Annotated in this window: 17 protein-coding genes and 1 pseudogene; 15 read left to right on the top strand and 3 right to left on the bottom strand. The window is 66.7% G+C overall.

Annotation, left to right across the window (positions count from 1 at the left end):
- Window positions 1-136: 136 nt before the first annotated feature.
- Window positions 137-2,113 carry an acetate--CoA ligase gene (gene acs, locus J2739_RS12530; protein ID WP_309902003.1) on the bottom strand — a complete coding sequence of 659 codons (1,977 nt, stop codon included), beginning with the start codon at window positions 2,111-2,113 and terminating at the stop codon, window positions 137-139.
- A gap of 392 nt (window positions 2,114-2,505) precedes the next feature.
- On the opposite strand from acs, the gene adh reads away from it, so the two are divergent.
- From adh to J2739_RS12495, 8 genes and pseudogenes are all read left to right on the top strand, one after another.
- Window positions 2,506-4,026: an aldehyde dehydrogenase gene (gene adh, locus J2739_RS12525; RefSeq protein WP_309902002.1), complete on the top strand. Its 1,521-nt coding sequence runs from the start codon at window positions 2,506-2,508 to the stop codon at window positions 4,024-4,026.
- 11 nt (window positions 4,027-4,037) lie between these two features.
- Window positions 4,038-4,445 (top strand): DUF779 domain-containing protein, encoded by a 408-nt coding sequence (locus J2739_RS12520; RefSeq protein ID WP_309902000.1) that lies wholly within the window; start codon window positions 4,038-4,040, stop codon window positions 4,443-4,445.
- A gap of 268 nt (window positions 4,446-4,713) precedes the next feature.
- Window positions 4,714-5,472, top strand: a pseudogene (locus J2739_RS27900) (DUF6531 domain-containing protein); the annotation flags it as partial.
- Between the two features lie 117 nt (window positions 5,473-5,589).
- Window positions 5,590-9,312, top strand: a complete 3,723-nt coding sequence (locus J2739_RS12515; RefSeq protein ID WP_309901998.1) for an RHS repeat-associated core domain-containing protein — start codon at window positions 5,590-5,592, stop codon at window positions 9,310-9,312.
- Between the two features lie 242 nt (window positions 9,313-9,554).
- Window positions 9,555-9,905: a hypothetical protein gene (locus J2739_RS12510; RefSeq protein WP_309901996.1), complete on the top strand. Its 351-nt coding sequence runs from the start codon at window positions 9,555-9,557 to the stop codon at window positions 9,903-9,905.
- A gap of 71 nt (window positions 9,906-9,976) precedes the next feature.
- Entirely contained in the window at window positions 9,977-10,345 is a 369-nt protein-coding gene (locus J2739_RS12505) for a hypothetical protein (RefSeq protein ID WP_309901994.1), read from the top strand.
- A 147-nt stretch (window positions 10,346-10,492) separates the two neighbouring features.
- Complete coding sequence (locus J2739_RS12500) at window positions 10,493-10,729, top strand: hypothetical protein (protein WP_309901993.1); 237 nt, start codon at window positions 10,493-10,495, stop codon at window positions 10,727-10,729.
- On the top strand, window positions 10,726-11,064 hold the full coding sequence (locus tag J2739_RS12495) for a hypothetical protein (protein ID WP_309901991.1): 339 nt from the start codon (window positions 10,726-10,728) through the stop codon (window positions 11,062-11,064). Before J2739_RS12500 ends, J2739_RS12495 begins: the two co-directional genes overlap by 4 nt.
- 4 nt (window positions 11,065-11,068) lie before the next feature.
- On the opposite strand, the gene J2739_RS12490 is transcribed toward J2739_RS12495, so the two are convergent.
- Both J2739_RS12490 and pedF read right to left on the bottom strand, forming a co-directional pair.
- Complete coding sequence (locus J2739_RS12490) at window positions 11,069-11,923, bottom strand: substrate-binding periplasmic protein (protein WP_309901989.1); 855 nt, start codon at window positions 11,921-11,923, stop codon at window positions 11,069-11,071.
- 12 nt (window positions 11,924-11,935) lie between these two features.
- Entirely contained in the window at window positions 11,936-12,358 is a 423-nt protein-coding gene (gene pedF, locus J2739_RS12485; RefSeq protein WP_309902148.1) for a cytochrome c-550 PedF, read from the bottom strand.
- 391 nt (window positions 12,359-12,749) lie between these two features.
- Here pedF and J2739_RS12480 point away from each other — a divergent pair, with 391 nt between their 5' ends.
- The 7 genes from J2739_RS12480 (at window position 12,750) to J2739_RS12450 (ending at window position 19,424) form a co-directional block, all read left to right on the top strand.
- Entirely contained in the window at window positions 12,750-14,864 is a 2,115-nt protein-coding gene (locus J2739_RS12480; RefSeq protein ID WP_309901987.1) for a sigma-54-dependent Fis family transcriptional regulator, read from the top strand.
- A 234-nt stretch (window positions 14,865-15,098) separates the two neighbouring features.
- Window positions 15,099-15,191 (top strand): pyrroloquinoline quinone precursor peptide PqqA, encoded by a 93-nt coding sequence (gene pqqA / locus J2739_RS12475; RefSeq protein WP_309901985.1) that lies wholly within the window; start codon window positions 15,099-15,101, stop codon window positions 15,189-15,191.
- A 64-nt stretch (window positions 15,192-15,255) separates the two neighbouring features.
- Window positions 15,256-16,188, top strand: coding sequence for a pyrroloquinoline quinone biosynthesis protein PqqB (gene pqqB, locus J2739_RS12470; protein WP_309901983.1), 933 nt, complete (start codon window positions 15,256-15,258; stop codon window positions 16,186-16,188).
- 59 nt (window positions 16,189-16,247) lie between these two features.
- Entirely contained in the window at window positions 16,248-16,970 is a 723-nt protein-coding gene (gene pqqC / locus J2739_RS12465; protein ID WP_309902146.1) for a pyrroloquinoline-quinone synthase PqqC, read from the top strand.
- A complete protein-coding gene (gene pqqD, locus J2739_RS12460) occupies window positions 16,967-17,230 on the top strand; it encodes a pyrroloquinoline quinone biosynthesis peptide chaperone PqqD (RefSeq protein ID WP_309901981.1) in 264 nt (87 codons plus the stop codon). Before pqqC ends, pqqD begins: the two co-directional genes overlap by 4 nt.
- Window positions 17,231-17,241: 11 nt before the next feature.
- A complete protein-coding gene (gene pqqE / locus J2739_RS12455; RefSeq protein WP_309901979.1) occupies window positions 17,242-18,444 on the top strand; it encodes a pyrroloquinoline quinone biosynthesis protein PqqE in 1,203 nt (400 codons plus the stop codon).
- Window positions 18,444-19,424 carry a tripartite tricarboxylate transporter substrate binding protein gene (locus J2739_RS12450; RefSeq protein ID WP_309901977.1) on the top strand — a complete coding sequence of 327 codons (981 nt, stop codon included), beginning with the start codon at window positions 18,444-18,446 and terminating at the stop codon, window positions 19,422-19,424. The genes pqqE and J2739_RS12450 overlap by 1 nt, the downstream gene beginning before the upstream one ends.
- The last annotated feature ends 21 nt before the right edge of the window (window positions 19,425-19,445 follow it).

Below are 19,445 nucleotides of genomic sequence, written 5' to 3'. Positions count from 1 at the left end.
CGCTCATGATCGAGGGGCGAACGGGTGCATCCAAGAATACGTTTTCGGCGTTCAAAGGCCAATAGGTGCTTTGTCACGACCCGCATGGCTGCAATGCACCGGGGCGGCTCGGGAAAGCACCCCGGTCAGGCGCGCCTCAGTGCGCTTCCGACAGCTGATCGAGGATGGCCGGGTTCTCCAGCGTGGATGTGTCCTGCGTGATGGCTTCGCCCTTCGCGACGGAGCGCAGCAGCCGGCGCATGATCTTTCCGCTGCGCGTCTTGGGCAGGTTGTCGGCGAAGCGGATGTCCTTGGGCTTGGCGATCGGCCCGATCTCCTTGCCGATCCAGTTGCGCAGTTGGGCGGCCAGCTTGCCGGCCTCCTCGCCCGTCGGCCGCGACCGCTTGAGCACGACGAAGGCGCAGATCGCCTCGCCGCTGGTCTCGTCCGGACGTCCGACGACCGCCGCCTCGGCGACGAGATCGGTGCACGCCACCAGCGCGGACTCGATCTCCATCGTCCCCATGCGGTGGCCACTGACGTTGAGCACATCGTCGATGCGCCCGCCGATGGTGAAGTAGCCCGTTTCGGGATCGCGCGCCGCCCCGTCGCCGGCCAGGTAGTAGCCGCGCAGCTCGGGCGGGTAGTAGCTCGACTGGTAGCGGGCATCGTCGCCCCAGATGGTGCGGATCATGCCGGGCCAGGGCTTCTTGATCACCAGGATGCCGCTCTGGCCGTTGGGGAGGTCGCCGCCGGTCTCGTCGACGATCGCGGCCATGATGCCGGGGAAGGGCAAGGTGCAGGACCCCGGCACCAGGGGCGTCGCGCCTGGCAGCGGCGTGATCATGTGGCCGCCGGTTTCGGTCTGCCACCAGGTGTCGACGATCGGGCAACGGCCGCCGCCCACGTGCGCGTGGTACCACTCCCAGGCCGCCGGATTGATCGGCTCGCCGACCGAGCCCAGGATGCGCAGGCTGCTCAGGTCGAAGTTCCGGGGATGCACCGCGTCATGGCCCTCGGCCGCCTTGATCAACGACCGGATGGCGGTCGGCGCGGTGTAGAACACCGTCACCTTGTGCTTTTCGATCATTCTCCAGAAGCGCGCCGCGTCGGGGTAGGTCGGAACGCCTTCGAACACCACTTCGGTCGCGCCCAGGGCCAGCGGCCCGTAGGCGATGTAGCTGTGGCCGGTGACCCAGCCGATGTCGGCGGTGCACCAGAAGACATCGTCGTCATGGAGATCGAAGGTCCACTTGGCGGTCACGGCAGCCTGTACCAGGTAGCCGCCGCTGCTGTGCTGCACGCCCTTGGGCTTGCCGGTGGAACCGGAGGTATAGAGCAGGAACAGCGGATGCTCGGCGCCCACCCATTCGGGCTCGCAGACCTCGGGTTGCCCCTGCGTCAACTCGTGCAGCCAGCGGTCATGCGATTGCCAGGCAATGGCACCGCCGGTGCGGCGGTAGACGACGACGTTGCGCACGGCCTCGCAGCCGCCGAGTGCGAGCGCGTCGTCCACCAGCGCCTTCAATGGCAAGGTCTTGCCGCCGCGCACCTGCTCATCGGCCGTGATGACCGCGATGGCGCCGGTATCAGCGATCCGGTCGCGCAGCGAGTGTGCCGAGAAGCCGCCGAAGACCACCGAGTGCACCGCGCCCAGTCGCGCACAGGCCTGCATCGCGACCACCGCCTCGACCGACATCGACATGTAGATCGCCACGCGATCGCCCTTGCCGATGCCCAGCTGCTTCAGCGCGTTGGCCATGCGGCAGGTCTGCGCGAGCAGTTGCGCATACGTGGTGTGCGTCACCTTGCCGTCGTCGGCCTCGAAGATGATCGCGACCTTGTCGCCGCGGCCGGCGTTGACCTGCCTGTCCAGGCAGTTGTAGGAGACGTTCAAGGTGCCGTCCTCGAACCACTTGAACATGGGCGCATGGCTGGTGTCGAGCACCGTCTTGAAGGGCGTCTTCCATGTCACGAACTCGCGTGCCAGCCGCGCCCAATAGCCCTCGTAGTCGGCTTCGGCCTCTGCGGCGAGCGCGTCGTAGGCGGCACGTCCGGCGACATGGGCCGAACGCACCAGCGTCTGCGGAGGAAGGTATTGCTTCGGGGTTTGCGCGGTATCCGGTGATGTCATGCCGTGGCTCCTGTAGGTCCCCGATGGTCGGCGAGTCGACATCGGCGGACCTTGCGCTAGCGCAAATGTCATGCCCGCGGGTGCGCGCTCAGCGTGCGAGGACACCACGCCGCGCACGCCGCGTGCGCGTGCGCAAACCCTCTGCGGCCGCACGATGCCGACCCGCACGCGGCACTGTCCCGTTCTGCAGCAGTTGCTCAACGGCGGCACAGACCTTCGTGGAGCAGCCATGCCGTCTTCGCGCCATGCGCTTCGGAAAACCGAGGCGCGACAAGGGCTTGCACCCTTCGCGGCGGCGCGTCACGCGACATGGCCCGGGCCTTGCAAAAGAAGCTGCGCGGGACGCGTCGTCCCGTCAGCACTTTTTTTCAACCCCTGACTGGAGACGATTCATGGACATGGCAGAAATGGCCCACCTGGGCATTGCGAACCCGTACAAGAAGCAGTACGGCAACTACATCGGCGGAGCATGGGTCGCGCCCATCGACGGCCAGTACTTCGACAACGTCACCCCGGTCACGGGCCAGGCTTTCACCAGCATTCCGCGTTCGAACGCGAAGGACGTCGAAGCCGCACTCGATGCCGCGCACAAGGCCAAGGCCGCGTGGGGTGCCACTTCGCCCACGGACCGCGCCAACATCCTGCTGAAGATCGCCGACCGCATGGAGCAGAACCTGCAGATGCTCGCCGTGGCCGAGACCCTCGACAACGGCAAGCCGCTGCGCGAGACGATGGCGGCCGACCTGCCCCTGGCCGTCGACCACTTCCGCTATTTCGCCGCCTGCATCCGGGCGCAGGAAGGCGGCATCAGCGAGATCGACCACGACACCTACGCCTACCACTTCCATGAGCCTCTGGGCGTCGTGGGTCAGATCATTCCTTGGAACTTCCCGATCCTGATGGCGGTGTGGAAACTGGCACCGGCGCTCGCCGCGGGCAACTGCGTGGTGCTCAAGCCCGCCGAGCAGACGCCGGCCTCGATCCTGGTGCTGATGGAGGTGGTGGGCGACCTGCTGCCGCCGGGCGTGCTCAACGTGGTCAACGGCTTCGGACTGGAGGCGGGCAAGCCGCTGGCCTCGAGCAGCCGCATCGCCAAGGTGGCATTCACGGGCGAAACCACCACCGGCCGGTTGATCATGCAGTACGCCGCGCAGAACATCATCCCCGTGACGCTGGAGCTGGGCGGCAAGTCGCCCAACATCTTCTTCGAGGACGTGATGTCGGCCGACGATGCCTTCTTCGACAAGGCGCTCGAGGGCTTCGCGATGTTCGCGCTCAACCAGGGCGAGGTCTGCACCTGCCCGAGCCGGGCGCTGGTGCAGGAGTCGATCTACGAGCGCTTCATGGAGCGCGCGATCAAGCGGGTGGAGGCCATCAAGCAAGGGCATCCGCTCGACCCGTCCACCATGATCGGCGCGCAAGCCTCGCAGGAGCAGATGGAGAAGATCCTCTCGTACATCGATCTCGGCAAGCAGGAGGGTGCGCAGTGCCTGATCGGCGGCGAGCGCAACCTGCAGAACGGCGAGCTCGCATCGGGCTACTACATCAAGCCCACCGTCTTCAAGGGCCACAACAAGATGCGCATCTTCCAGGAGGAGATCTTCGGACCCGTGGTGTCGGTCACGACTTTCAAGACCGAAGAGGAGGCACTGGAGATCGCCAACGACACGCTCTACGGCCTCGGCGCCGGCGTGTGGACCCGCGACGGCGCGCGCGCCTTCCGCATGGGCCGTGGCATCCAGGCGGGACGCGTGTGGACCAACTGCTACCACGCCTACCCGGCCCATGCGGCCTTCGGTGGCTACAAGCAGTCGGGCATCGGCCGCGAGACGCACAAGATGATGCTCGACCACTACCAGCAGACCAAGAACCTGCTGGTGAGCTACAGCCAGAACAAGCTGGGCTTCTTCTGAGGCGAGGCTTCATGTCGTCAGACCCCGGGGCGCGCGAGGCGCCCTGCGGCATCGTCCGCCGCGTGTCCGCCACGCCGGCCGCGCAGGCGCTCATCGAGCGCCTGCGCGCCGTGCACGGGCCGCTGATGTTCCACCAGTCCGGCGGCTGCTGCGACGGCAGCGCGCCCATGTGCTTCGCGCTCGGGGAATTCCAGACCGGGGACGCGGACGTATGCCTGGGCGAGATCGCCGGCGCGCCCTTCTACATGAGCCGCTCGCAGTTCGAATACTGGGAGCACACGCATCTGATCATCGACGCGGTGCCGGGCAATGGGGGCATGTTCTCGCTGGAGCGGCCCACTGGGCTGCGCTTCATCACGCGGTCGAGGCTTTATGACGATGAGGAGTGGAAAAGGCTCGAGGCGCAGGGACGGCCTTGAGGCTGGGATATGAAATTTGCCGAGGTCCATGCGGACCATGGTTATCGAAGCCGGGCCGGCCTTATCTCGTCACTGAGGCTGTTCGATTAGCGGGAGCAGGCGGCGCTGGATCGGGAGGCGAAGAGTTTGTTCAAGCTGCGTGGTTAGTCTCGAGGGACTGTGTGCTGCTGATGCACATGGTTTGAACTTTCCCCTGCTGTTGTGTTGTGGGGTGCGCGGGCTATGATCCGCGCCGACAAAAGTAACACACTTTGAATCGGGGGAGGTAATGATCTACCGCCACGGGGCTGTAGTCGAAGAGCATCGTGGACGAGTTGGCGCAACAGCCATCCCGATGGTTGCCCGTGCGGCAACAGTGCGAGGGCGCACTGGCAGTCTTGTCCTGCTTGTCGTAGTGCTCTTCTCCCAACTGCTCACTCGACTTGTCGCGCGTCGAATCACATTTCTCGCGCTCACTTCGATTTGCTCCTGCGTGGCGCTGGACAGCCATGCACAAGCATCGGCCTGCTATGTTCACGACCAGATGCCTCGGGCCAGTGCCAGCTTCTTCACGTCGAAGGAGGCCACCTGTGCCGATCGGCTCCAGATCGCACAGAACCCACCGCCGGGTTCCTATTGCACCTGGCCCGGTTCGGTTTGCAATGTCTATGTGTCAGTTCAACCAGCAAACGATCAATGTGTCTTCACTGCCGTCAACCCGATCACCGGCATTGCACATCTTGAGTACACGCCTCTCCTGAACTGTGCAAGCCCGATCGCTCTCGAGCCTGCGGCGAGCGGACAATGCGGCGCCGCAGTCGGGCAACCCATTCTTCCTGCCACCGGCGAGAAATACCGCTCGGAGGTCGACTTCGCAGACGATGGGCCAGCCGCACTTACGTTCGTTCGTACGTATCGCAGCAGCTGGGGCGCCTATCCATCGCGTTCGACAATGCCGCTGGGTCAGACTTGGTCCCACAACCACAGCGCCAATCTCGCCGTCAATTCAATCGGCACCGTCGTCACGATCACCAGTCCCGAAGGCTACGCTCGCACATTCTTGTACAGCTCCGGGCCCATCACCTGGAATGCCAATAACAGCGCCGACACCTTGGTCCGATCGGGCTCGACGTGGATCTATCGCAGGGCCGATGACGACCGAACCTTGCAATTCGATAGCGCGGGCAAGCTCATCACTTCCACGACTCGCAATGGTTGGATCACTTCCTACACGTACGACGGCGCGGGGCGACTCGTCGCCATCAGAAATGCACTTGGCCGGACTCTGACGCTCGGCTACAACGGGGCGGGCCAGCTCGTCACCGTCACCACCCCCGACGGCCGTATCTTCAGCTATGCATTCGATGCCTCGGGGCGGCTTTCTACCGTCACGTATCCCGATGGAAGGAGCCGAGGCTTCGTGTATGAAGACACTGCAGTGCCTCAAGGCCTGACTGGCATCCTCGACGAGAGCGGCGCGCGCTGGGGCACCTTTGCCTACGACAGCCAGGGCCGCGCCATCAGCACCGAGCTGTCCGGTGGGGCGAGCCGCTACCAGGTGAGCTATCCGGCTGCGGGCACCGCCACCGTCATCGATCCGCTGAGCACCAGCCGCAGCTTCAGCTACAGCACCACCAAGGGCAAGCTCGCGGTCACCGGCGGCTCATTGCCTTCCGGTGAAGGTGAGGCGGACGCCGCCTCTCGCGTGCAGGATGCCAATGGCCTCATCACCAGCGAGACGGACTTCAAGGGCGTGGTCACCACCACGACCTGGGACACTACCCGCCGCCTGCCCATCTCCGTCACTCGTGCCGTCGGCACCCCCGAGGCCCAGACCGTCACCATCCGGTGGCACGCCACCTTCTCGCTGCCGGTGCTGGTCACCGAGTCCGGCCGCACCACCGCCTACAGCTACGACGACAAGGGCAACGTCCTGTCGCAGGCGATCACCGACACGGCGTCCTCACCGAACACCACGCGCACCTGGAGCTGGACCTGGAACACGCAGGGCCTGGCCGCCACCGAGACCGCGCCCAACGGCGCCGTCACCAGCTACGAGTACGACCCCCTCGGCAACCTGGTCAAAGCCACCAACGCCCTCGGCCACGAGACCCTCTACGGCTACGACAGCGCCAACCGCCTCGTCAGCACCACTGATCCCAACGGCCTCGTCACCAGCTACATCTGGGATGCCCGCGACCGCCTGCTCACCAGGACGGTCCCCGGCCAGGGCACCACCACCCTCACCTACAAGCCCACCGGCCTGCTCGAGACCCTCACCCTGCCCGCGGGCCTGTCCTTCCTCTACACCTACGACGCCGCCCACCGGCTCACCGGCTGGAGCAACAACCGCGGCGAATCCGGCAGCTTCACCCTCGATGCGATGGGCAACCGCACGGCCGAGCAGGTCAAGGACAGTGCCGGCGCGGTGGCCTGGACGGCTGCCCGCAGCATCAACAACCTCAACCGCCTCTCCGCCAGGACCGACGGTCCCAACCAGACCCACAGCTTCGGCTACGACGCCAACGGCGAACTCGTCACCGACACCAACGGCCTGAACCAGAGCACCCGGTACGGCCTGGACCCGCTGCGCCGGGTGGCCGCCATCACCGACGCCGCCAACGCCACCGCCACCCTCGCCTACAACGCCCTGGACGCCGTCACCCAGGCGCAGGACTTCAAGGGCGTGGCCACCCGCTACGCGCGCGACGCCGAGGGCCGCGCCACCGCCGAGAGCAGCGCCGACATCGGCAGCAAGACCACCCAGTACGACGCCCTGGGCCTGCCCAGCACCATCACCGATGCGATGGGCCAGGCCACCCAGATCCAGCGCGATGCCCTGGGCCGGCCGACGCTCATCACCTTCGCCGACGGCAAGACCACCACGCTCGTCTACGACAGCGGTCCCAACGCCAAGGGCTATCTCTCCTCCATCACCGACCGCAGCGGCACCACCACCTTCAGCCGCGACGCCTTCGGCCGCGTCATCGTCAAGACCCAGGCGCTGGCCAGCGGCCTCACCCAGCAGGTGGCTTACAGCTACACCCCTGCCGGCCAGCTCGCCGCCATCACCTACCCCAACGGCAACATCCTCACGCATGGCTACGACGCCACCGGGCGCCTCACCCAGCTGAGCTGGAATGGCAGCGCACTGGTCAGCGGCATCGCCTGGAACCCGATGGGCCAGCCCACCGCCTGGACCTGGGCCTTCGCGCCGGGGCTGGCCGCCAGCCGCCGCTACGACACGGCCGGGCGCATGACCGCCACCGAGTTCGCCAGCTACGCCTACGACGCGGCCGGGCGCATCACGAGTCTCACGCAGACCCTGTTCCAGCCCGGAGATGCCGACCCCAGCCACAGCAGCATCGCGAGTGCCGATACCACTTGGAGCGTGAGCTATGACGCCGTGGGACGCATCACCGGGTTCAATGCCACGGACGCCAGCGAGACCAGCTTCGGCTATGACGCCAACGGCAATCGCAGCGCCAGCACGAAGACTGCGAACGGGCAGACCACCAGCCGCAGCTACACCGTCCACGGCGCCAGCAACCGGCTCGACGGCTTCAGCCAGACCATGGGCGGCGCGACGACGACCAACGTGAGCTATGCGTACAACGCCAACGGGGATCTGACGAACGATGGGCTGAGAACGTATGCCTACGACGCCGAAGGGCGATTGAGCGCAGTCACGACCGGCGCCACAGACACGAGCCCGACCACCCGCTACGCGCACAACGCGCTGGGGCAGCGCGTCTTCAAGACCGAGCCGCTATATCCACCGACCGAAGGCGATGAAGGCGATCCGGGGTTCTTCCAGGGCCTGTTGAACTTCTTCACCCAGCTGTGGGGGCCGGCAACCACCGATGCGGAGAAGCTCGGCTTCGCGTTCATGTACGACGAGGACGGGACGCTGCTCGCGGAGACAGGCACCGGAGGCGCCAACAGCACGGGCAGCACACAGTACATCTACCTGCCCACGGCCAACGGGCCGATGCCGATTGCGGCGGTGATCGATGGGCAGATGTACGCGGTGCACAGTGACCATCTCAACACACCCAGGCGATTGACCAACAGCCAGGGGCAAGCGGTCTGGCAGTGGGCCTACTCGGCCTTCGGTGACACCAAGCCCACCACAGCCCACAACCGCTTCGCGAACCTGGACATCAATCCGAATCCAGGAACGACGGGCATCTCGGAAGTCACGCTCAACCAGCGCTACGACGGGCAGTACTACGACAAGGAGTCGGGACTGCACTACAACGGATTCAGAAGTTACTGCCCGAGCTGCGGCCGGTACACGCAGAACGATCCCACAGGCCTGGGAGGCGGACCGAACAGACAGGTCTTCGTTTCAAACAACCCGCTGAGATCTTCGGATCGCTACGGCTTGTTCGAACTTCTGCCAACTCCGTTCGGGCCGTTGCCGATCCCACTGCCGCCCGCGCCAATTGGTTCACCGTCCAGCCTTGACCCCGAGAACCCGTATGGAGCCGGGCATCCCCGCATCTCTCCGCCATCACGCCCGATGTCCATCCAGCCGGGAATGCTGCTACCGGGGTTGATTCACGAAGCTTGCAGCGCAATTAGTGATTGGATGCTCTCCGGACTGGGGCCTGATGATCTGCGAGGCAAATCGAGAGGCGAGCTGGAGCAACTTGCGCGGGACAAGGGGTTCGTCCAAGATTCAAAAAGGCCAAACAAATGGCGTGATCCGATAACAGGAGACGAGCGCATGCGAATAGATCAGGGCCATGTCGACCCAAGAACCGGCCTTCCCTACAACAACCCAAGAGCAGCTCAGCCGCACGTCCACGGTTACACCGACAACGGCAGCAAAATTCGCGATCCTCAGTCAAGCAACGATCCGCATTTTCCCATCAATCCATAGAGGCACATGAATCAGTCACCCCCAAAAATTCACGAGATGGCTAGCGGAGACCTTGATGTCTGGCTGGATCCAAATGGCGCGATTTGCCTGAAGACCCGAACGGAGCTCAATGACCCAGTCGAACTGGGAGAGCAAGAAGCGTTGGCTCTCGCAGATCTGTTGATCAAGTTGGTAGAAGCCCTCCGAAATGGGGTGTAGGCCAGCCAGTGCCGCCCCCTGGAACATCAAACCTGCGAAGGAGCGTGGCTACGACGCAGCGGCGAGGAAGGCTGAGCGCGGTCACCACCGGCGCCACCGATGCGAGCCCGACCACGCGGTACGCGGACAACGCGCCAGGGCAGCGCGTCTTCAAGACCGAGCCGCTGTATCCGCCGGCCGAAGGCGATGAAGGCGATCCGGGGTTCTTCCAGGGCCTGCTGAACTTCTTCACCCAGTTGTGGGGGCCGGCAACCACCGATGGGGAGAAGTTCGGCTTCGCGTTCATATACGACGAGGACGGGACCTTACTCGCGGAGACGGGCACGGGCGGGGCCAACAGCGCGGGCAGCACGCAGTACATCTACTTGCCCACGGCCGGCGGGCCGATGTGGTGAGCCGCTTGTTCCGGTTCTGCCCAGTCTTGGTCCCGTGTTCATTCCTCTGCCGTGATGGCCCAAAGGACAAGATGCAGTCATTGATCCCCGATCCCAAATCTTTCTTTGCGCAGAGAGGCGGCTTGCATGACGCTCGCATCCGGCAAATTGCTTGGGATGCACCTGCGCGTTCTATTTCGATTCAGGTTGACGACCTGAATGCAAACTCCTTCGGCCTGCCTGAGCATACTGGCGCCGAACCTGGGACACTGGTATTTCATGCTGCGGAAGACTTGGCATTCAGTTGCGATGCGTTTCTGCATGACGTTCAACGCGTGTACGACTTGGAGATCGAGGAGACTAGCGGAGGGAAGTACCGGTGCACTCTGGTCATCGCTCCTGGCGGGAGACTGAGTTTTACGTTTTCTTCGGTCGAACTTCTAGTTTTACTGCGTCAGTAAGTGGACCTACTCGGCCTTCGGTGACAACGCACCGACGCTTGCATCCAATCGACGACGGGCATCTCGGACGTCACGCTCAACAAGCACTTCGTTGGACAGTATTTCGATGCGGAGTCGGGGCTGCGGTACAACTACTTCCGCAGCCTGATGGACATCGGGCGCTATACACAGTCCGATCCGATCGGTATCGGCTTCTATTACCACGAAAAGACTGAAGCTGACATGTGCCGCCCCTATCTCAGCGGCCCGTCCGATGTGTACCTGCGCAAGCAGGGTGAAGCCCATCGTCAAGTTGAAGACAATCAGCGGAACACGCAATGGGATCGTTATCACCCTGATGTGATTCGACGCTTCTCGGATCAGTTTCCAACGGCACCGAAATGAGCTTTGCACATATCAGACTTAAAAAGGTAAGGAAAGACGAGCGCGAAGTCTCGTACGTCGCTCTATCGCCTGACTTCAATGACGCTCACGAATGGCAGGAAGTTGCGAGGCTCATCGTTAGTCGAACGCAAAATACTCACACGTTCGTGCCGCAAGGCGCTTGGTCTGACCAAAAAGTGGTGCCGCCCTATGTCTATGGGTTGAGCGAACCGGAAATGCGCGAGGCATTGTCTTCTACATTTGCCGGCTATGGCTACGGTGCATGGACCGGGCGCATTCTGTCTCAGGTGCGAAGAATGCAAGAGTCGGGCATTTACCCTGACGAAACCCCTTAACCCTTCAAGCCCCCCGCCAACTCACATTGCCCCGCTCGAACATCTGCCCCAGCCGCCCGCTCGCCGCCAGCGCATTCACCGCGCTCTGCAGCGCCTGCGCCAGGTCGGTGGAAGCGCTCTTGACGGCCATGCCCACGGCCCAGCCGTCACGCGGGGCGCGTGGCGACGGCAGCGGCGCGATCTCGAAGCGCGCGTCGCCGCGCAGCACCGATTCCAGCTCCGAGGCCAGGCCGGCGGCCGCCACCACGTCCTCGCGCAGCAGCGCGCGCGCGGCCTCGGCGCCGTCCTTCCAGTGGGTGATCAGCTGGTTTCGATAAGCGCCGCTGTCCGCACCGATCAGCAGCCAGCCGGCCAGCGATTGCCCCGGTACCGCGACCCGTCCGCCGTCGAGCTGTGACAGCGTCTCGAGCCGGGGCACGCGGTCGAGCCGCCTGGCGATCGCGACGCGGTCGCGGTAGTACGGCGCGAGGATCGCGACCTGCGGATTGGCCTGCATCAGCGGCCGGTCGACCGGCACGTGCAGCAGCACGTCGGCCGGCCCATAGCCGAGGTAATGCCCGCGCCACACCATGTTGCGCAGGTCGTCGGCCATGTTCTCGTCCGCATTGAACGGCAGCAGGGAGAGCCGCACGCCCAGGGATTCGGCCAGGGCCTGCGCAAGCTCCACGTCGATGCCTTTGCCGGCCACGTGGAAAGGCGGCATGTCCTGGTAGATGCCGACGATCAGCGTGCCGCGCTCGCGCACGCGCTCCAGCGGGGTGGCTCCCGCGCGCAGCGGCAGGCCCGCCAGGCCCGCGGCGGCACCCGCCGCGCCCATCCAGCGCAGCCAGTCGCGCCGACTCGTTCCATTACCTTTCATGGCGGCCTCCGCTCAGAACGGCTTCTCGCGGCGCGTCTCGAGGTACGCCTTGATCGACCAGACGGCTTCCTGGTTCATGACGCCTTCGAAGGGCGGCATGTACACCGCGCCGTTGCGGCTGCGACCGGCGCGCACGGTCGACGAGAAGTACTCGTCGATCTCCTTCACGCAGGCGGTGCGCCGCGCCGCGTCCTTCATGGTTGCGCACTCGCCGTCGATCTTGCGCAGGTCGGGAGCGACGCCGCCGGAGATGGCCTCCAGGCCGTGGCAGCGGGCGCAGTTCTGGTTGTAAGCGGAAGTACCGATCTTGATCGCGGCCTCGTTGCCGCGGAAGGGGTTTTCGGCGCGCCACTGGTCGCCGAGCTTGGGCAGCGCGGAGGTGTCGACGGCCTGGGGCGTGACATCGCCATGCGCCCAGGCCATGGGGGCGGCCATGCAGGCGCAAAGGGCCAGCAGCAGGGCGCCGGCCTTCGCCGCGCTGCGCCTGGGCTCGGCCTTGGCCTTGGGGAGGAGGGAAATGGGGGCGGGGGGCGAATGGCGCTTCATGTCAGGTCTCCGTCATGGTGGTGTTGAACGATGCGCTGCGGTCCGCAAAGCCCGTGCCACGCCGACCTGTTGCAGGCTGGAACACAAATTGCCTTCCTGTGCCTGCCGATTGCTCCAGATCAAGGCAAACGGCCGTTTCGGTGGCATTCTTCGGGCGGACTCGGCAAGACCGCCCCGAGGGCCTGTACCCGGACCGCACAGCCGCGCCGCCACCGGGGCGCGCGGGTTTTCGATGGAGACGAGCTGCCCGCCGGCAGCGACACGAGCAGGAGACACGAAGATGTCCGTATCCCACGACGTTCCGGCCGCGCAGGCCGGGAGCTGGTCGACGCCCACGGCCCTGCCCTGCAGGCAGCATCCCGGGCGCACGGAGCAGATCGAGCAATCGCATCAGCGCTGCGCCGCGCTCGGGCTCACGCGTGTCGAGCGGCCCGACTTCGAGCCGCTGATGCGCAGCGACCTGAGCGTGGCACGGGAGCGCAACCACCGCCTGTTCACGCATGCCGCGCCGGTGATGGAAATGCTGTTCGAGCAGATCGTCAACACCGAAAGCATGATCGTGCTGGCCGATGCCCAGGGCACCATCCTGCATTCGGTCGGCGACGACAGGTTCCTGGAGCGCGCCGGCAAGGTGGCGCTGTCGCCGGGGGTCAACTGGGCCGAGCACTCCAAGGGCACGAATGCCATCGGCACCGCGCTGTTCCAGGAGTCGCCCACCGTCGTGCATGGCGGCGAGCACTTCATCCATGCCAACAGCTTTCTGACCTGCTCGGCGGCCCCTCTGTTCGACCCGCGCGGCAACATGCTGGGCGTGCTCGACGTCACGGGCGATCACCGCGCCTACCACCAGCACACCATGGGCCTGGTGCGGATGTCGGCGCGCATGATCGAAAACCAGTGGCTGTCGGACGACTTCGGCAACCGGCTCAGACTGCACTTCCACAGCCGCGCCGAGTTTATCGGCACCTTGCTCGAGGGCATCATCGTGGTGGGGGCCGACGGCAAGATCCTGGGCGCCAACCGCAGCGCCATCGACCAGCTCGACATGAGCAGCGCGGCGCTGCGCATGCACAGCCTGACCAGCCTGTTCGGCACCAGCGTCTCGGCCATCTTCGATCACTTCCGGTCGCCGCTGCCCGCGCCCGCCTGCCTGAGCCTGGCGAGCGGCCGGCAGTTCTTCGTCAACGCGCGCTTCAACGGCCCGCGCGCGGTGATGGCCGGCATGGACGTCGGCGCGCCGGCCTCGCCCGGCGCCCTTGCCGGCGGCAGCGCCGCCATCGGCGCCACCCCGAATCCGGCCGCCGGCTCGGCTGCCTCGAACGGCGCCTTCTCGGGCCTGCGCTACCTCCGGACCGGCGACCCGCAGATCGATGCCGTGGTGCAGAAGGTGCAGCGCGTGCTCAACCGCGACATCCCCTTGCTGATCCTCGGCGAAACCGGTACCGGCAAGGAGCTGCTGGCGCGTGCGGTGCACCAGGACTCCAACCGCGCGAAGCAGCCCTTCGTCGCCGTCAATTGCGCGTCCATTCCCGAGTCGCTGATCGAGGCCGAGCTGTTCGGCTACGAGGACGGCGCCTTCACCGGCGCACGCCGCAAGGGGGCCTGCGGACGCATCGTGCAGGCCAACGGCGGAACCCTCTTTCTCGACGAGATCGGCGACATGCCGCTGTCGCTGCAGGCGCGGCTGCTGCGCGTGCTGCAGGAACGCTGCGTCACGCCGCTGGGCAGCCAGAAATCCATTTCCGTGGACATCGCCGTGATCGGCGCCACCCACCGCAACCTGCGCGAGATGATCGAGGCCGGCACCTTCCGCGAAGACCTGTACTACCGCCTCAACGGGCTGGTGGTGCGCCTGCCGGCGCTGCGCGAGCGCAGCGACCTCGACATCGTGGCGCAGCGCATCCTGCTGTCCGAGTGCCCGCAGGCCACGCCGGCGATCGCACCCGGCGTCGCCGCGCTCTTCGGCCGCTATGCATGGCCCGGCAACATCCGCCAGCTCGCGAACGTGCTGCGCACGGCCGTCGTGATGGCGGCGGGCGAGACCCACATCACCGAGCACCATCTGTCGGACGACTTCCTCGAGGACGCGCGGCGGCTTCGTGCGCCCGTGGCAGCGGTCCCGGCCCCCTCGTTCGCAGCGCCCGAAAGCCCGGCCCTCGCCTTCTCGCCCGAGACCGCGCCGGCCTTCGGCACGCCACCGGCCGCTGCCATCGCGGCGCCCGAGCCCGCCGCCGCACCCGACGCCGGCGCGCCGCGCACGCTGGAAGAAGCCGAGATCGAGATGATCCGCGCCGCTGTCGCAGCGGCGCAGGGCAACATCTCCGTCGCCTCCAAGCGCCTGGGCATCAGCCGCAACACCATCTACCGCAAGCTGCGCTGGGGCAAGCCGGCCTGAGCACGCATCCCGGCCGCGCCCGGGAAATCCCTGTGCCGTGGCAGCACACCACTGCTCCACGGTGGAACAGTGTCACGCCGGCCTGCGCAGGCGCTTGCCGCGCCGCCTCGCAGAAGACGCTGCGCCTCGGTGCAAACCCTGGCAAAGGCGCTGCCCACGCCGCTGTGCGCTCTCGGCATGGGTCTTGCAAAAAAGCAGGGCGTCCGACAGGCAATCCCGCCCGGACCTCACCCCATGCTCAAGGAGACTCTCATGCAATGGTCGCAACCCGCCTTCGAAGATCTGCGCTTCGGTTTCGAGATCACCATGTACATCTCGAACCGCTGAACCTTCGGCCCCAACGGCGGCGCGTCGAGGAAACGATGCGCCGCCACCAGCCCCACACACCACCATGAAGATCCTCGTGCTCGGCTCCGGCGCCGGCGGCGGCTTCCCGCAATGGAACTGCAACTGCCGGCTTTGCGCGGGACAGCGCCAGGGCGCGGTGATCGCGCATGCCCGCACGCAGAGTTCCATCGCCGTGTCGGCCGACGGCGAGTCCTGGGTGCTGCTGAACGCATCGCCCGACATCGGCCAGCAGATCCGCAGCCATGCGCAGCTGCATCCGCGAGACGGCCTGCGCGACACGCCCATCAAGGCCGTGGTGCTGATGGACGCACAGATCGACCACGTCACCGGCCTCCTCGGCCTGCGCGAAGGCCCCTGCATCGACGTCTACGCCACGCCCTGCGTGTTCGAGGACCTGACCACCGGACTGCCGCTGCTCAACGTGCTGCAGCACTATTGCGGCACGCGCTGGCACATGCTGCCGGTGGCGGGCGAGCAGACCAGCGCCGACTTTCGCATCGAGGGCTTCGCCTCGCTGCGCTTCACCGCGCTGGCCATTCCCGGCATGGCGCCGCCCTACTCGCCGCACCGCCGCGAGCAGCTCGTGGGCGACAACATCGCCCTGCTCATCGAAGACCTCGACGACGGCCGGCGCCTGTTCTACTCGCCCGGCCTGGCCGAGGTGGGCCACCAGGAGCTGCACTGGATGAGCGAGGCCGACTGCCTGCTCGTGGACGGCACCTTCTGGGAGGAACAGGAGATGCAGCTCGCCGGGCTCAGCCGCAAGACCGCCACCGAGATGGGCCACCTGCCGCAGACGGCCAGCGCCGCGCGCGCCGGCATGGTCGACGCCATGCAGGCCAGCAGCGCGCGCCGCAAGGTGCTCATCCACATCAACAACAGCAACCCCATCCTCGACGAAGACAGCGCGCAGCGCCGGCTGCTGGAAGCGCACGGCATCGAGGTGGCGTACGACGGCATGGAGATCACGTTGTGAACACCACCATCGAATGGCCGGACGCCTCGGCGCGCGCTGCCGCCCTCGGCACGCCAGGCCTGCGCACGTGGCACGCCGAGGAATTCGAGGCGCGGCTGCGCGCCTGCGAAGCCCGCTACCACATCCACCACCCGTTCAACCTGCGCCTCAACCGCGGCGAGCTGCAGCCTTTCCAGGTCCGCGGCTGGGTGGCCAACCGCTTCTACTACCAGCTTTGCATCCCGCAGAAGGACGCGGCGGTGATGGCCAACTGCACCGACCGGGAGGAGCGGCGGCGCTGGATCGAGCGCATCCTCGACCACGACGGCCGCGGCGACTTCGCCGGTGGCAACGCCGGCGGCATCGAGGCCTGGAGCCGGCTCGGCCAGGCGGTGGGCCTGGACCACGACGCCATCTGGTCGCAGCGCCACGTGCAGCCCGGCGTGCGATTCGCCGTGGATGCGTACCTCAACTTCGCGCGCAGCAGGCCGTGGGAGGAAGCGGCGATCTCCTCGCTCACCGAAATGTTCGCGCCGAAGATCCATGCCGACCGCCTGGCCGGCTGGCCGGCGATGTACCCGTGGATCCAGCCCGAAGGGCTGGCCTACTTCCGCCAGCGCATCCCGCTGGCCACGCGCGATGTGGAGCATGGCCTCGAAGTCGCGCGCCGCTGGGGCGGCACGCGCGCGCGCCAGGAGCGCGCGCTCCAGATCCTGCATTTCAAGCTGGACATCCTGTGGTCGATGCTCGACGCCATCGAGCGCGCCTACCCCGACGACCTGGCCGAGGAGCTGCGCCCATGACGACCCGCCATGCCAGGCCTGCCGTGGCCACGATGTTCCGCCTGCAGTTCGAGCCGGCGCAGGAAAGCTGGGTGCTGCTCTATCCGGAGGGCATGGTCCGGCTCAACACGCCGGCGGCCGAGATCCTGCGTCGCTGCGACGGCTGCCGCTCGGTCGACGAGATCGTCACCGAGCTCGAGCTCGCCTTCGCGCAGCCCGCGCTGCACGACGACGTCTGCGCCTTCCTTGCGCAGGCGAAGCAGCGCGGCTGGCTGCAGTAGCAGGACAGGCCATGCCTGCCGCGCCACGTCCGACGATCAAGCCGCCGATGTGGCTGCTGGCGGAGCTGACCTACCGCTGCCCGCTGCATTGCGTCTTCTGCTCCAACCCCGTCGACTACATCCGGCATCAGGACGAGCTGGACACGTCGACCTGGAAGCGCATCCTCGGCGAGGCCCGCGCGCTCGGCGCGGTGCAGCTCGGCTTCTCGGGCGGCGAGCCGCTGCTGCGCGAGGACCTGGAGGAGCTGGTCGCGCATGCGCGCGGGCTCGGCTTCTACACCAACCTCATCACCTCCGGAGTCGGCCTGGGCGAGCGGCGCGCGCAAGCGCTGAAATCGGCCGGGCTGGACCACATCCAGCTCTCCTTCCAGGATTCCACGCGCGAGCTCAACGACTTCATCAGCTCGACCCGCACCTTCGAGCTCAAGTCCAGGGTCGCCGCGATCATCAAGGCGCAGGGTTACCCGATGGTGCTGAACTGCGTCATGCATCGTTTCAACCTGCCGCACGTGGGCCGCATCATCGACATGGCCGGGCGCATGGGCGCCGACTACCTCGAGCTCGCCAACACGCAGTACTACGGCTGGGCGTGGCACAACCGCGCAGCGCTGATGCCCACGGTCGAGGAGCTGCGCGATGCCGAGGCCATCGTGATGGCGCATCGAGAGCGACTCGACGGCCGCATGAAGGTCCTGTGGGTCTCCCCCGACTATGCCGACGCCAAGCCCAAGCCCTGCATGGCGGGCTGGGGCTCGCTGTTCATGGTGGTGGCGCCGGACGGCAAGGCATTGCCCTGCCACAGCGCGCGCATGCTGCCGGACATCGACTTCCCCGACCTGCGGGGCACGCCCGTTCGCGACGCCTGGTATGACAGCACCGCCTTCAACCGCTACCGCGGACAGGGCTGGATGAAGGACGCCTGCGGCGACTGCGACGAGCGCGAGAAGGACTTCGGCGGTTGCCGCTGCCAGGCCTACCTGGTCACGGGCGATGCGGCGGCCACCGATCCGGTGTGCCCGAAGAGCGAGCACCGCGGGCGCATCGATGCCATGCTGGCCGAGGCACAGGCCGAGCGTTCGCAACAGGCACTTTGCAGCGCGCCGGCCCAGCCTCTTCGCTTCGTGCCCGGCGCTTCACGGCGCGCCGGCCTGCTCTACCGCTGCGACGAGAACTCGCGGGCGATCGCCGCAGCGCAGAGCGCGGAGCTGTCTTGATGAGCACGCGGCGCGGCCTCCTGCTCGCGATGGCGGCGGCGATCGGCGCGCCGCGCGTGCTTGCCGCCCCACCGGCGGGTACGGCGTGGTCGCCGCAGCGCCCCATTGCGCTGTGGGTGCCCTGGCCCGCGGGCGGGGCCACGGATCTCACCCTGCGCATGCTCGCCGAGCTCGCGGGCCGCCGCCTGGGCCAGAAGGTGGTGATCGAAAACCGCGGCGGCGCCGGCGGCACGCTGGCGATGCCGGTGCTGCAGCAGGCGGCACCCGACGGCCACACGCTGGCGCAGATGCCGCAGCCGGTATTCCGCGCGCCGCACACCCAGAAGGTGGCCTGGGACCCGATCCGCGACACCACGCCGATCCTGCAGATCAGCGGCGTGACCTTCGGCCTGGTGGTGCCCGCGTCGAGCCCCTGGCGCAGCGTGGACGACCTGCTGAACCATGCCGCCGCCCATCCGGGCCGCCTGAGCATCGCCACCAACGGCATCGGCACCACGCCGCACGTGGTGCTCGACGAGTGGTTCGCACGGCGCGGCCTGAGCTACATCCACGTGCCCTACAAGGGCACGGCCGAGCAGATGCTGGCGGTGGCCTCGGAGCAGGTCATGGCCGGCGTCAACTCCAACGGCTTCGCGCCCTACGTCGACGCCGGCCGGCTGCGCCTGCTGGCGACCTTCGGCGCAGCGCGTACCCGGCGCTGGCCCGAGGTGCCCACCATGAACGAGCTCGGCCACGGCATCGTCGCCACCTCGCCTTATGGCCTGGCAGGGCCCCGCGGCCTGGCACCCGCCGTGCTGCAAGCGCTGCACGATGCCTTCAAGGCTGCGCTGTTCGATCCCGCGCACATCGCCGAGCTGGCCAGGTACGACCAGGAGATCGCCTACCTCGACAGCGCGGACTACGGGCGCAGCATGCGCGAGTCCTTTGCTGCGGAACGGCGCACCGTCGAGCGGCTGGGGCTCGCGCCCGCGGCGGCCTGATCCGGGAATTCGATCACGTCG

Origin of the sequence: Variovorax soli (genome assembly GCF_031454625.1) — a bacterium.
Classification (GTDB): Bacteria; Pseudomonadota; Gammaproteobacteria; order Burkholderiales; family Burkholderiaceae_C; genus Variovorax; species Variovorax soli_A.
This window is presented reverse-complemented; position numbering and strand designations above follow the sequence as displayed.